A 14702-nucleotide genomic window follows, 5' to 3' on the forward strand; every position below is an offset into this window, starting at 1 on the left:
ATGGAAGAATTTATCCTCTTTATCAATGATATAGATACAAATCCAACATTAGTAAAAGAATTAAATATGATTACCCTTGATCCCACTCACCATAAACTGCTCATTACTTATGCATGGGTAGGACCAAATGGTATTGGTGATCAGGAAACCAGAGAAGAGCCTATCGATATTATGTCATTAAGTGAACTTCACGATTATCTTAATGATAGCTTCGATCACATTCTTACAATTGAAGATATGCTTTTAAATGAAAGACTCATCACCTACTATATTTCATTAGAAAATCAGTCTTTCATTAAAGAAATAGATGATCTCTATTGTGAATTATTATGGCGCTTATGGCGTAAGAAAGATCGCAATGAAGAAGAGAATGTCGATTTAGCCATCACTTATCAGGAATATGGACACTTTCTTGAAAAAGTGGATCTTTCTCGCAGTATTGATCCCTATTTAAGAGAAAAGACTATTCTTGAAGAAGTCGCAATTAATAATCCTAATGAGGATAATAAACGCAATGTTTTAGTAGGCTTAGAAGATGTCATTAGAGTTTACGAAAAACTAGGGGATGACTTTGAAAAAGAAGCACTCAATTACACATTGGCGCTCTTTAAGCAATATGAAGATTGTCATCTTGAAAATAACTACGAAAAAGCCCATATCGCTGAAAAGATAGGTTTACATTATGCTTCTATTGATACCATTGAAGACCTTGATAATATTGATAGTGATGATCAGCGTATAGAATTATCGCTTTATTATCATAATATAGAAAAAGATATCTTTAAGATGTTACTCGATGAAGATCCATCATTGGATAATAAATACAACTATGGTATTTCACTTAGACAGATGGGAAATCGCTATGAACAGTTAGGTGATCAGGATAGTCTAAAACAGGCGAGTCTACTTTATGATGAAGCCTATGAACTATTTAGTGAACTGTACAAGAAAGATCCTAACTATCGTGAAAGCTATATTATTGCCTCTGAACAAAAGGGAAATATTGCTTTTTTAAGAGAAAAGTACAAGGATGCTCTTTATTATTATGAAGAAGTTTATCAATTAGAAAAAGAAGACGCTCTAAGCAACAGCGATGATGACCTGTTTAGTGTAGCGATTATCTTAAAGAAGTTAGGAAAAGTCAATGAGAAGCTACATAAAATAGATCAGGCTTTAGCTTATTATAAAGAATCCCTATCACTCAACTTAGATATAGAAAAACGTACAGATATCTATGTCAGAAAAGCTGAAGTGGGGATTGCCTATATGAATATCGGTTGGGTCTATATGAATAAATCAGAATATAATCTAGCTAAAGAGTATTTTGAAAAAGATCTTGCGATCAGAGAAAAGCTTCATGATGAATATCAGAGTGTAAGTTCTCATTACTCTTTATCCTTAGCTTATCGACATATGGGATATGTCCTTGAAGAATTAGATGAAAAGCAATCATTGGATTACTTTAGAAAATGTTTTGATATTTCTGCATATTATGAAAAGAAGCACAGTCATGAAGGAGAACGTCATTACTTGGCTGTATCCACACATGACTTAGCTTATGATCTGATGAGACTTGGCTATTTAGAGGAAGCTAAGTTTTATTATGAAAAAGTGCTTTATTATCTTGAACATTATAAAGAAAAAAGAAAACATGAATATGTTTTAAATAAAGAAGAAATAAGTGATGAGTATCATCAGCTTATGGCATTGTTAAAAGGAAAGGAAAAAGAAAAATGATACTGTTAATAAAAAACATAGGGCTTTTGATTTTAGGGTTTTTAATGCTTATCAAAGGTGCGGACTGGCTTGTAGAAGGAGCGAGCGGCATCGCTAAAAGATTAGGAATTCCTGCTCTTGTAGTAGGGTTAACCATCGTTGCGATGGGAACAAGTGCCCCTGAAGCAGCTGTATCCATCACTTCTGCATTAAAGGGAAGCGTAGATATCGCTGTAGGAAATGTTCTTGGCTCTAATATTCTTAATGTATTGATCATCTTGGGTGTGACATCATGTATTACCCCATTACTTATCAAAGAGACCACTGTCAAATATGAATTGCCATTCATGATCGCTGTGTCTATTATCTTTTCAATTATTGGACTTCAAAATGAAGTCATTGGCATTAAAGGTGGATTAATCTTATGGGCATTGTTTATTGCCTACTTGTCTTACTTGTTCATAATGACTAAGAAAGGTTTTATTGAAGCAGAAGAGGAAGATCAGATTGCCCACTTACGTACTATTCCTATTCTATTATTCTTAACAGTCATTGGAATCGCTATCGTTGTTCTAGGTTCTAACTTTGCGGTTGATGGAGCAAGTGGTATTGCAAAATACTTTGGAGTAAGTGAACGTATTATCGGATTAACCATTGTCGCATTGGGAACATCTCTTCCTGAATTGGTGACTTCTGTTACTGCAGCTAAACGTGGAAAGTCCGATATCGCTATTGGTAATATTGTTGGTTCGAATATCTTCAATATCTTATTCGTAATTGGGACAAGCGCCTTAATTACACCGGTGGCTTACCAGTCAAAGTTTATCATCGACAGCATTGTAGCAATTGGCGCATGTGTCCTGCTTTATTTATGTGTCTTTAAAGACCATGAACTTTCTAGATGGGGCGGGATCACAATGCTTATTGCATACGCTATCTATTTTGTCTATTTAATGTTATAAAGATTTGCTTTTAAAACGCAAATCTTTTTTGTTAGAATAAAAGAAGGAGGAATATCAATGAAAATCAAGTTTCTTTTATTAAGTCTCTTTATAGCATTAACAGCCTGTCAAGCAGCAGTTAAAGAGAAAATTGATTATGATGGGATCTACACATCTAAAGGAGATGTGTCACTGTATCTTCATACTTATAGGAAATTGCCAAAGAATTTTATTACGAAGAATCAAGCCAGACAAAAGGGCTGGCGTGGTGGTGGTCTTGACTACTATGTAAAAAATGGATGCATAGGTGGAGATCGCTTTGGCAATTATGAACGTCGTCTTCCGGTTGATTCTTATAAAGAATGTGATATCGATACATTGCATAAAAAATCGCGAGGCAAGAAGCGATTGATCTATTCAAAAGATTTTGTGATTTATTATACGGATGATCACTATCAGACTTTTACCAAAATAACATTTGAGGAGTAGAATATGGAGTATATTATTAATTTTGATCATGTCTATACAGCCCAAGATCTACATAATGCTTTTAGAAAACTGCCTCTTCCTGACTATTATGGCAACAATCTTGATGCCTTGTATGATGTACTATGTGAAATAGGAGAACCAACAGTGTTAACAATAAAGAATGTTGAGGAATTACCTGCCTCCTATCAAGATTTAGTGATGCAGCTTTTTGAAGATGTTATGGAATCAAATAAATTGATAAATGTTAATTACATCAAGTGACAAATGTAACTAAATTATTACGATAAAATGTACAAAAATCCCTTTTTCTTTTCATTTTATAAAAATGTCTATTTATGCGTGCATTTCTTTTATAGACGTGTTATGGTAACACCTGTAAAGAAGTTCAGACTCTCTTTATAATATTTTCGACAAACAAAAGGGCAGAATCCAAAAGATTCTGTCTTTTTGTTTAAGTTAATATTGTGTACACAAAACTTTTATATATTTACTTCAGTAAAATCAAAAAACTCCCTATTAAAATATTATCGACGCTGCAGTGAGTTAGAGTTCTCACTGCTTTTTTTTGACTTCACAATTCTTCTCGTTGTATTATAATTTTGTATGAAAGAGAGGATAGACATCTATGTATTCAATAAAAGAATTATTAAAAGGTGTTAACTATGAAATTATAAAAGGAGAAGAGTGCGATGTCACTGATGTCATTTATGATAATAGAAAAGTGACACCAGGATCATTGTTCGTCTGTGTAAAAGGCGTTCATTTTGATGGACATGATGCCATCAGCGATGTCATTAAAAAAGGAGCTAAAGCTATTCTTGTAGAACGTGATGTAGAAGTAGAAGAAGATGTCACAATCATTAAGGTAGAAAGTACAAGATATGCGATGGCATTTGTTGCTGCAAGCTATTATGGGCATCCTGCATCTTCATTGAAGGTTATTGGGATTACTGGTACAAAAGGAAAGACGACAACTTCCTATATGGTAAAATCCATTCTTGAACATGCAGGTTATAAAGTAGGATTGATTGGTACTGTGGAAACAATTATTGGAGATGTACATATTCCTTCAGTGAATACAACACCAGAATCTTATGTATTACAGAAGACTTTTAAGGATATGGTAGAGGCTGGTATTCAAGTTGTTGTTATGGAAGTCTCTTCCCAGGCATTAATGTTGCATAGAACACAGGGATTTACATTTGAGATTGGTATCCTTACTAATATCTCTGAAGATCATATTGGACCAAATGAACATCCTTCATTTGAACATTATATGCATTGTAAAGGATTATTGTTCAAGCAGTGCAAGAAGGGTATTGTCAACTGTGATGATGCACACTACAAGACTGTATTAGAAGGTCATACTTGTGAACTAGAAACTTTTGGTTTACATGAAAATGCGGACTTGAGAGCCGAAAATCTTGATTTAATCAAGAAACCAGGGGAATTAGGTATTTCATTTGATGCGAAAGGGTTAATTGATCTTCATGTAGAAATACCAACACCAGGTAAATTCAGTGTTTATAATGCTTTAACCGCAATGGCAATCTGTGCTCACTTTAATGTCAATAAAGAAGATATGCAGGAAGCATTGCTTCATGCAAAGGCAAAAGGAAGAATTGAAATGGTCAAGGTGTCAGATGATTTCACATTAATGATTGACTATGCACATAATGCCTTTGGCTTAGAAAGCCTTCTTACTACATTGAAAGACTATCATCCACATCGTTTAGTTGTATTATTTGGATGTGGTGGTAACCGCAGTAAATTAAGAAGATATGAGATGGGTGAAGTTTCAGGAAGATTAGCTGATTTAACAGTTATTACTTCTGATAACCCAAGAGACGAAGATCCAATGGATATTATCAAAGATATTGAAATTGGTATGGCTAAGACTGATGGTCAGTATGTAGAAATACCTGATCGTAGAGAAGCTATCGCTTATGTTATTGAACATGGTGAACCAGGAGATATTATTGTTCTTGCAGGTAAAGGTCATGAAGATTATCAGGAAATTAAAGGCAAGAAGTATCCAATGGATGAGAGAGTCATTATTAGGGAATACTTAGAATCAAGACAAGGCTAGTTATCTAGTCTTGTTTTTTGTATAATAGGGACTGAGGTGAATACGAGTGAGTATTAGAACTTATGAAAAATATCCATATAAGACTTCTTTTGAAGCAGAGGTCATTGAGTGTGATCAAGATCATATTATCCTTGATAATACAATCTTTTTCCCAGAAGCTGGTGGACAGTGTGCCGATCGAGGCTTTATTGAGGGAAAGAAGGTAACTGATGTACAAGAAGAAGGAGATATGATCATTCATGAAATAAAGAATCATCCTTTTCATGTTGGAGACCATGTTCATGGTCAGATTGATTGGGATTTTCGTTTTTCAAATATGCAATGCCATAGTGGAGAACATATCTTCAGTGGTATCGTGCATAAGAAATTTGGATATGATAATGTTGGCTTTCATCTAGGAGTCCATGAAATGACAGTAGATTTCAATGGACCAATAAGTGATGAAGCATTAAAAGAAATAGAAGTAGAGGTCAATAAGGCCATCTATCAGAATAAGACTATTACTTGTTTTTATCCTGACAGAAAGACGCTTGAAACATTGGATTATCGTTCAAAAAAAGAAATCAAGGGCGATGTGCGCCTTGTCGATATTGAAGGATATGATCTATGTGCATGTTGCGCTCCTCATGTTAAATCAACAGGGGAAATTGGCATGATGAAGATCATCAGTCATATGAACTATAAAGGTGGCATCAGAGTCTTTTTAGAATGTGGCATAAGAGCCTTTAACTATATAAGAAAAGACTATGAAAATGCCCAGTCTCTTTATGGTATGCTTTCCGCTAACCAGGAGTCACTTGTAAAGCATGTAAAGAACTTACAAGATAAAAACAGCAGACTTGAAAGTGAAATCAGAAAAGTGCAAAGTGATGCTCTTTCAGAAAAAATCAGTCATTGTGAAGGAGAAAGCATTCTTCTATTTGAAGAACAGATGGAAACAGCTATTCAGCGTGAAGCTGTTAATAAGCTAAAAAAGAAAGCAACACGCTACGCTGGCGTATTTGTTGGAAATGATCAAAGAGGATATCGCTATATATTATCTTCTGCTTCATTAGATATGAAAGAATTGCTAGATAAGCTTGTAAGCCACAAAGGAAAGGGAGGAGGATCATCAGAGATGATCCAGGGTTTTATTTCTTGTAAACAAGAAGAAATAAAGACACTAATCGATTAGAGGTATAAAAATGATAATTAGAGATTTAGCATTAAACAGGTTTCTTGAAACCTTCCAAGTAAAGATTGAACCAGTAGATGAACTCTTCTCATACTATCGCTGTGCTTTAATGGAAGTAGAAACAAAATTTAAGGTTCTAAATGAACAGTTTGCCTTGTTGTATGATGGAAACCCCATTGAAAGCATTAAGACAAGAATCAAGTCATATGACAGTATTTTACGTAAACTAAAAAGCAAAGGTTTTCCTTTAACTTTAAAATCAATGGAAGAGAATGTCTTTGATGTAGCAGGTGTACGTGTCATCTGTTCTTTTGAAAAAGATATCTACGTATTAGAATCATATTTTCTTTCACAAGATGACGTTGTTCTAGTAGAAAGAAAAGACTATATTAAAAATCCTAAGAAGAGCGGATATCGCTCTTTGCATCTTCTTATAGAAATCCCTATTTTCTTATCTACAGGAAAAAAGATGATGAAAGTAGAAGTACAGCTAAGAACTATTGCGATGGATTTTTGGGCAAGTCTTGAACATAAGCTACGCTATCATAAAGATTTAACAGATGAACAGCTCATCTTATTAAAAGATGAAATGAAAACATGTGCCACAATGTGTAAAGAACTCGATCAGCGTATGCAGTATGCTAAAGATGAAATCTTAGGCAAGGAGGATAATACATGAGTTTTTTCAAGAAAAAAAGCTTTATTAGAACAAGTGTTGTACATTTCACAGTCTTCTCAGTATTAATATTAGCTGTTTTTCTGGGCTTCATGTTAATTTATGCCTACATGCTAGACATCGCCTTCACCGATATGGATGATGTCTTAAAATATAAAGATGATATCATCTCCGAACATTTTTCAAATATTCCCATTGAATCATTTAAGAAGTGTTCCTTTATTGTCTTCAATGATGATAATGATGTCATCTATTCATCCAATGAATCCATAAAAGAGGATATCAGAGCCGTTGATCTTGAATTAATTGAAAGATACAATTCAGGATACAACTACTCCATTACTCAATATGAATCTGGAAAATATAAGAATGGATTCTATGTGCAGAAAGTCAAGAAGATCAAGGATGGAACATTGCAGTCGACAGGATATGCGATTTTAGATAATAATCTTCGTGTAGTAGAAGGTAACTTATTCAATAAGTCCTCACTTTCTCCCTATGAATTTAATTTAATAAGCGGTAAATTCATAGATAGTGAAAAAAATGAATTTACTGTTTCTAAGTATGAGTATGTCAATAAAAAAGGAAAGAGACGCGTCTTCGTGTTTATTAATCCAACATTTAAAGAAGAGGATTATAGCAACCTAGAAGATAAGCTTCTAAGATTCATTCCTATTCCTATCTTATTGATCATCATCATTATTTTTATTCAGACAATGCTTTTTGATAGAAAGATCAAGAAGAGTATTCAGCCATTAAATAAAGCGATGCTTTCTTATTCAAAAGGAGAACCACAAAAAATAGATAAAGATGAAATGCCAAGAGAGTTCTTCTATGTCGTAGATACCTTCGAAGATTTAATGAATGAACTAGAAATAAGTGAACAGGAAAAAGAAAAAGCCAATGCTGAAAGACAGCGTGTCATCGTCGATCTTTCCCATGATCTAAAGACACCGTTGACCGTCATTCAAGGGTATGCAAAAGCATTGGCAGATCATGTCGTTCCTGAAGAAAAGCAGGAACAGTATCTTCAGACCCTAGCTGTCAAGGCCAATGCGAGTGCTAGCTTGATGGATACATTGTTTGCCTATACAAGAATGGAGCATCCTGAATATCATCTTAATTTAAGCGAAGTAGATCTTCATGAATGGTTTAGAGACTACATCTACTCTAAAAATGAAGAAATCAGTCTTAAAGGTTTCCGTGTTGAAAAAGATATTCCTGATGATATAGAACTTGCCAAGATAGACTTGAATCTATTCCCACGTGCCTTGGATAATCTGTTAAATAATTCGTTGAAATATAATGTAGTAGGTACCAAGATCTACTATAGTGTCAATGAGAAGAATGATAAGATTACTATCATCTACGCTGATGATGGAGTAGGTATCTCTGAAGAGGTCGGAGAACGTATCTTCGATGCTTTTGTTACAACAAATGAAGCGAGAACTTCGGGAAAAGGGACAGGACTAGGCATGAGCATTGCCAAACGTATCATTGAATTACATGGTGGTACGATAGAATTAGATTCATTAGAAGGATATAAAACAGTCTTTAAGATACAATTAAAAAGAATTTTTACAGAGTAGCATTGCTACTCTTTTTTGTTTCAATAAACGAAAATTATTTAATTTTTTTAGATATTCTATAAAAAAGTGTTGCAAAGTTCTTGAAATTCGATAGAATGTATCTATAATTAAAGTATCAAATCAGAAAAAGAGGGGATAGTTATGAGATTTAAAAAATTATGTGCATTTGCTGCAGTGGCAGCAATGCTTGTGGGGTGTTCAAGTACAAACCAGACAAAGACTACTGTAAAGAATCCAATCTTTGGTTTTATTGGTCCATTGACTGGTGATGCATCTCAGTATGGAACAGCTGTTAAGAATGCATTGGAATTAGCAGTTGAAAAGTATAACAAAGAAAATGGTACTAAGATTACTATTAAGGCTTATGATGATAAAGCTGATGCAACTGAAGCGGTCAATGCTTACAACAAGCTTGTCGATGATGACAATGTAACAGCAGTTCTTTCACCAGTTACTACTGCTTCATGTTTAGCCGTTGCTAATGCTTCAAAAGCGAAGTCTACTCCAATTCTTACACCATCAGGTACAGGAGATAACATTACTATTGATTCATCTACAAAGAAAGCTTATAAGAATGTATTTAGAATCTGTACAAACGATTCATATGCTGGTACTTATTTAGCTAAACTTTGTAATACTAAATTTAACTTTAGAAAAGTTGCAATTCTTTATAACAAAGAATTAGACTACTCTGCAGGTCTTGATGCTTCATTTGAAAAAGAAGCTAAAAACCAGAATGTTAATGTTGTTTATAGTGGAGCATACAATGCCAATACTAAAGATTTCTCTACTTTCATTTCTAAGATCAAAGCTAGTGGATGTGATTCAGTTTATCTTCCAGATTACTATGAATCAGTTGTTACTATTACAAAACAGTTAAGAGATGCTGGTATTAACGTTCCACTATTTGGTGGAGATGGATGGGATGGTATCCTTGGAGTTAAAGGTGTAAATGCTAAAAACTTCGAAAATACTTACTATGTATCAGGATTTAATAAAGATGCAACTTCTGGTCCAGCAAAAGCATTTATCGATGCTTATCAGAAGAAGTATAATACAATGCCTAACATGTTTGCTGCAATGGAATATGATGCTGTAACTGTTATGATGAAAGCAATCAATGCTGCTAAATCTACTGATCCAGATAAGATCAATGAACAGCTTGCTAAAATCACTGTTACAAATGATGAAGCAGCATGTGGTGGATTCAAATACAATGAGTATCATGATCCACAGAAGGAAATGGTTACCGTAACAGTTAAGAATGGAAAGTATGTCACTGTTTCATAAGGAAGTATGATTAGGGAGAGCATATACTCTCCCTTTAGTATTATTGAAAGGAGTTCTCTATGGATTTTATTAATCAGATTATCAATGGATTATCAACCGGTAGTATGTATGCACTGGTTGCAATTGGATATACAATGGTATACGGCATTGGGAAGATGATCAACTTCGCTCATGGTGAAATCATCATGGCCTCTTCTTATTTTGCACTAGTAGGTATCTCAAGTTTAGGATTACCTCCTGTTGCAGCAATCGCTCTTTCTGTTGTATTGACTGCCGCATTAGGTGTTATTACTGAAAAGGTAGCTTATAAGCCACTACGTGGTAAAGGATCATTGGAAGTACTGATCACAGCTATCGGTGTTTCTTATTTATTACAGAATGTTTTCTACTTGATCTTTACATCATCAGGAAAAACATTCCCTGATATCATGCCACAAGGTTCATTCCATCTTGGTGGTTTGCATATCACATATATCACATTAATTACATTAATTATTTCAGGTGTCTGTACTGGCGTATTGTTATTCTTTATTCATAAGACAAAAATGGGGAAAGCAATGCGTGCCGTTTCAGAAGATGCTGGAGCAGCACAGCTTATGGGAATCAATGTTTCTTCAACTATCTCTTTAGCTTTTGCGATTGGTTCTGGATTAGGTGCTGTAGCAGGTGTCATCTATGGGGCAAAGTTCTCGCTTATTAATCCATATATTGGTGCAATGCTAGGAATTAAGGCCTTCATTGCGGCAGTACTTGGAGGAATTGGCAGCATTCCTGGTGCCATGGTCGGTGGACTTATGATCGGGGTTGCTGAATCATTGACTATCTCATATATCTCATCAGATTTCTCTGATGCTATTGTATTTGGTATTTTGATTCTTATTTTATTGATTAAACCAGCTGGTTTATTTGGAAAGAACGTAAGAGAGAAGGTATAGCGTATGAAAAAGAAGTTAGTAAAATCGCTTATTTTAGCCCTTCTTATGGCGGCGATTCCATATATTGTATTAACATTGCTGATGTCACTTGGCATCTTAAATAGTTTCTGGTCAGGTATTATTATGCTTTGCGGTATTAATATTGTACTGGCTGTATCATTGAACTTAGCTACTGGCTACTTAGGTCAGTTGACATTAGGACACGCCGGATTCATGGCTGTAGGTGCTTATGTTTCAGCTATTTTAAGTATCTATTATCAGTGGCCATTCTTATTGACACTTCTTATCGGTGCTCTTGCAGCAGCACTCATCGGTATTGTCGTAGGTGTTCCTTCTTTAAGATTAAAAGGTGATTATCTTTGTATCATCACTTTAGCATTCAATGAAATCATTCGTGTTATCATTGTTAACTTGAAGATCACTAATGGTTCAAGAGGGTTAATTGGTACACCTCATGAAACAAACTTTACTTTTGTTTACTTGATTGCTGCATTAACAATTTTTGTAGTTTACAGTATCGTTCATTCTCGTCATGGACGTGCAATCATCTCAGTAAAAGAAGATGAAACAGCTTCAGAATTATCAGGTATCAACATTACTTACTATAAAATCTTAGCCTTCGTTATTTCTGCATTCTTTGCGGGAGCAGCAGGGGCACTTTATTCACATTACATTCCAGTTCTTGTTCCTAAATATTTCGATTATAACAAATCAGTAGAAATCCTTGTTATGGTCGTATTAGGCGGAATGGGAAGCTTGCCAGGTTCAATTATTGCGGCTATCGCCTTAACAGTTGTTCCTTCATTATTAATCAGCTTCTCTAACTATCGTATGTTAATTTATGCAATCGTATTAATTGCAGCAATGTTACTTAAACATAGTGATGCAGGTATTGCATTAAAACGTATGATTCCATTCTTGAATAAGAAAGGGAAGGAGGAGTCACTATGAAACCATTATTAAAAACATCTGGATTGGGTATTCAATTCGGTGGACTTAAAGCCGTTGATGAGTTCAACTTTGAAATTGGAGAAGGTCAATTATTTGGTCTTATTGGACCTAATGGTGCAGGAAAGACAACGATCTTCAACTTGTTGACAGGGGTGTATAAACCAACAAGCGGTAAAATCTTACTTGATGGTGTAAGTCTAAATAAAAAATCACCAACGCAGATTACCCAGATGGGAATTGCTAGAACATTCCAGAATATTCGTCTTTTCAAGGAGATGAGTGTTATTGATAATGTAAAAGTTGGTCTTCATCATTCTCATGAATATTCATTATTATCATCTATTTTACATCTTCCTAGCTATTTTAAGGGAGAAGAAAAAATGGATCAGAAAGCCAGAGAGCTATTGTCAGTATTTGGTCTTGAAGAATTTGCGGATGTTAAGGCATCCAATCTTCCTTATGGGAAACAGCGTCAGCTAGAAATTGCCAGAGCCTTGGCAACTTCTCCTAAATTATTGTTATTGGATGAACCTGCTGCAGGGATGAACCCAACTGAAACAGCAGAATTAATGGAAACAATTGCTTTAATTAGAAAGAAATTTGATATTTCTATTCTTCTTATTGAACATGATATGAAACTTGTCATGGGTATTTGTGAGAAAATCTGTGTATTAAACTTTGGTACAGTTTTAGCGTTTGGTTCACCAGATGAAATCAGAAATAATCCAGAAGTAGTAGCAGCCTATTTAGGTAGTGAAGAATAGGGGGGATTGCATGTTACTTAAAGTAAAAGATTTAAATGTAAACTACGGTGTCATTCATGCGATTAAAGATGTCTCTTTTGAAGTAGAAGAAGGAGAAATCGTTGCTTTAATCGGAGCCAATGGTGCTGGTAAAACATCAACGCTTCATGCGATCAGTTCACTTATTTCAAGCAAGAGTGGGGAGATCATCTTTGATGGCAAGGATATTTCTAAAATGCCTGCCCATAAGATTGTTGGATTAAACTTAGCTCAGGTACCAGAAGGAAGACGTATCTTTGCACAGCTTTCTGTAGAAGATAATCTTGAAATGGGTGCATTCTTAAGAGATGACAACAAGATAGAAGATGATATCCAGCATATCTACTCTCTATTCCCAAGACTTGAAGAACGTAAGAAACAGCTTGCCGGTACATTATCCGGTGGTGAACAGCAGATGCTTGCAATGGGACGTGCCTTGATGAGTAAACCAAAGCTATTATTGCTTGATGAACCATCAATGGGGCTTTCACCAATTCTTGTCAATGAAATCTTTGATATCATCAAGACAATCAATAAAGAAGAAGGTGTAACTGTTCTTCTTGTAGAACAGAATGCCTCTAAGGCATTAAAGATTGCGGATAAAGCATATGTTCTAGAAACAGGAACAATCACTGTTTCTGGTAAGGCAGCAGATGTTGCTAATAATTCACGTGTAAAAGAAGCATATCTAGGATAAAAGAGCATTTATGCTCTTTTTTTGCATATTGTTGGTATAAAATACAAAAATCCCTATACTAGAGATAGGGAGGAAAAAAATTATGAATAATTATATACTAATAGGCCTTCTTATTCCGGTATTGGGTACTACGCTCGGAAGTGCGATGGTATTCTTTATGAAAGAGGCTATGAATAAAAAATTAGAAAAAGCATTGCTAGGATTTGCAGCAGGTGTCATGGTTGCGGCTTCAGCCTGGTCATTGCTTATTCCAGCAATAGAAATGTCAGAAAAGATGGGAAAATGGCAAGTCATGCCAGCAGCAGTAGGATTCATGTTTGGAGTCTTATTCTTGCTTGTACTAGATCATATTGTACCTCATCTTCATATTGAAAGTGATGAACCAGAAGGAATAAAAGCTAAGCTTCAGAAAACCACAATGATGGTTTTAGCTGTAACGCTTCATAATTTCCCAGAAGGAATGGCAGTGGGTGTTGTTCTTGCCGGAATTGCGTCTGGAACATCGACAATGACACTTATGTCCGCGTTGGCATTATCCATTGGTATCGCAATACAGAACTTTCCTGAAGGAGCAATCATCTCTATGCCATTAAAAGCAGAAGGTGTAGGTAAAATGAAAGCCTTCCTGATGGGAACAGCTTCAGGTCTAGTTGAACCATTAGGAGGATTACTTGTTATTGCATTAACATCAATTACTATCCCATTATTGCCGTATTTCTTATCATTTGCGGCAGGTGCCATGATCTATGTGGTCATCGAAGAACTTATTCCAAGTGCCAATATTGGTAAACATTCGAATATTGCGACAATGGGATTTGCGATAGGATTCACATTAATGATGATTCTAGATGTAGTTTTAGGTTAATAGAGTGAAATGCTTTTCAAATTGATAAGATTTGATATAATTATGTGCAGGGAGGTATTTTATGAAAAACTTATGGAAAGAATTTAAAGAGTTTGCTTTTACTGGAAACGTCATTGATATGGCAGTCGGTGTCATCTTAGGTGGTGCTTTAAAAGATGTTGTTACTGCATTAGTAAATATGCTAATGGGTGTCATCTCAGGAATTATTAAAATTCCAGCTAGCTTAGATGAAGCTGTCTTCAAAATGTCAATTGGACCAGCTGGAACTGTTTCTATTAAATATGGCGCTTTTGTATCTTCATTCATCAACTTCCTATTGCTTGCCTTATGTATTTTCTTAATTGTTAAATCAATTAATAAAGCAAAGGATAAACTTAAGAAAGAAGAAGAAAGTAAACCTGATGAAGCAGCAAAACCAGACGATATTGTTTTACTTGAAGAAATTAGAGATTTACTTAAAAACAAATAACCATGAAAAGGAAATCTATAGGATTTCCTTTTCTATTGC

General features: G+C 34.9%; 15 protein-coding genes. All 15 read left to right on the forward strand.

The features are described from left to right. The 15 genes from T513_RS0110200 to mscL all read left to right on the forward strand — a co-directional run bounded on the left by T513_RS0110200 (position 1) and on the right by mscL (position 14663). Entirely contained in the window at positions 1–1737 is a 1737-nt protein-coding gene (locus T513_RS0110200) for a tetratricopeptide repeat protein (RefSeq protein WP_031590019.1), read from the forward strand. After that, positions 1734–2678, forward strand: a complete 945-nt coding sequence (locus T513_RS0110205; RefSeq protein WP_201783566.1) for a calcium/sodium antiporter — start codon at positions 1734–1736, stop codon at positions 2676–2678. The genes T513_RS0110200 and T513_RS0110205 overlap by 4 nt, the downstream gene beginning before the upstream one ends. 57 nt (positions 2679–2735) lie before the next feature. Continuing rightward, on the forward strand, positions 2736–3146 hold the full coding sequence (locus T513_RS0110210; protein WP_031590022.1) for a ribonuclease domain-containing protein: 411 nt from the start codon (positions 2736–2738) through the stop codon (positions 3144–3146). A 3-nt stretch (positions 3147–3149) separates the two neighbouring features. Beyond that, positions 3150–3407 (forward strand): barstar family protein, encoded by a 258-nt coding sequence (locus T513_RS0110215; protein WP_051550694.1) that lies wholly within the window; start codon positions 3150–3152, stop codon positions 3405–3407. A 364-nt stretch (positions 3408–3771) separates the two neighbouring features. Then, on the forward strand, positions 3772–5235 hold the full coding sequence (locus T513_RS0110220; RefSeq protein WP_029072703.1) for a UDP-N-acetylmuramoyl-L-alanyl-D-glutamate--2,6-diaminopimelate ligase: 1464 nt from the start codon (positions 3772–3774) through the stop codon (positions 5233–5235). 46 nt (positions 5236–5281) lie between these two features. Further along, positions 5282–6409, forward strand: coding sequence for an alanyl-tRNA editing protein (locus T513_RS0110225; RefSeq protein WP_029072704.1), 1128 nt, complete (start codon positions 5282–5284; stop codon positions 6407–6409). Positions 6410–6419: 10 nt separating this feature from the next. Continuing rightward, entirely contained in the window at positions 6420–7088 is a 669-nt protein-coding gene (locus T513_RS0110230) for a GTP pyrophosphokinase (protein ID WP_031590024.1), read from the forward strand. Continuing rightward, positions 7085–8674, forward strand: coding sequence for a sensor histidine kinase (locus T513_RS0110235; RefSeq protein WP_031590026.1), 1590 nt, complete (start codon positions 7085–7087; stop codon positions 8672–8674). The genes T513_RS0110230 and T513_RS0110235 overlap by 4 nt, the downstream gene beginning before the upstream one ends. A gap of 141 nt (positions 8675–8815) precedes the next feature. Next, the gene (locus T513_RS0110240) at positions 8816–9964 is read left to right on the forward strand and encodes an ABC transporter substrate-binding protein (protein ID WP_029072706.1); all 1149 of its coding nucleotides are present in this window, start codon (positions 8816–8818) and stop codon (positions 9962–9964) included. A gap of 59 nt (positions 9965–10023) precedes the next feature. Next, on the forward strand, positions 10024–10899 hold the full coding sequence (locus tag T513_RS0110245; RefSeq protein ID WP_029071494.1) for a branched-chain amino acid ABC transporter permease: 876 nt from the start codon (positions 10024–10026) through the stop codon (positions 10897–10899). A gap of 3 nt (positions 10900–10902) precedes the next feature. Further along, positions 10903–11850 (forward strand): branched-chain amino acid ABC transporter permease, encoded by a 948-nt coding sequence (locus tag T513_RS0110250; RefSeq protein ID WP_029071495.1) that lies wholly within the window; start codon positions 10903–10905, stop codon positions 11848–11850. Next, positions 11847–12614, forward strand: a complete 768-nt coding sequence (locus T513_RS0110255) for an ABC transporter ATP-binding protein (RefSeq protein ID WP_029072707.1) — start codon at positions 11847–11849, stop codon at positions 12612–12614. The genes T513_RS0110250 and T513_RS0110255 overlap by 4 nt, the downstream gene beginning before the upstream one ends. Positions 12615–12624: 10 nt before the next feature. After that, positions 12625–13329: an ABC transporter ATP-binding protein gene (locus T513_RS0110260; RefSeq protein ID WP_029071497.1), complete on the forward strand. Its 705-nt coding sequence runs from the start codon at positions 12625–12627 to the stop codon at positions 13327–13329. Between the two features lie 82 nt (positions 13330–13411). Next, positions 13412–14194 (forward strand): ZIP family metal transporter, encoded by a 783-nt coding sequence (locus T513_RS0110265; protein ID WP_031590027.1) that lies wholly within the window; start codon positions 13412–13414, stop codon positions 14192–14194. A 61-nt stretch (positions 14195–14255) separates the two neighbouring features. Beyond that, positions 14256–14663 (forward strand): large conductance mechanosensitive channel protein MscL, encoded by a 408-nt coding sequence (gene mscL / locus T513_RS0110270; RefSeq protein WP_031590028.1) that lies wholly within the window; start codon positions 14256–14258, stop codon positions 14661–14663. The last annotated feature ends 39 nt before the right edge of the window (positions 14664–14702 follow it).

Source organism: Kandleria vitulina DSM 20405, from assembly GCF_000702065.1.
Classification (GTDB): Bacteria; Bacillota_I; Bacilli_A; order Erysipelotrichales; family Coprobacillaceae; genus Kandleria; species Kandleria vitulina.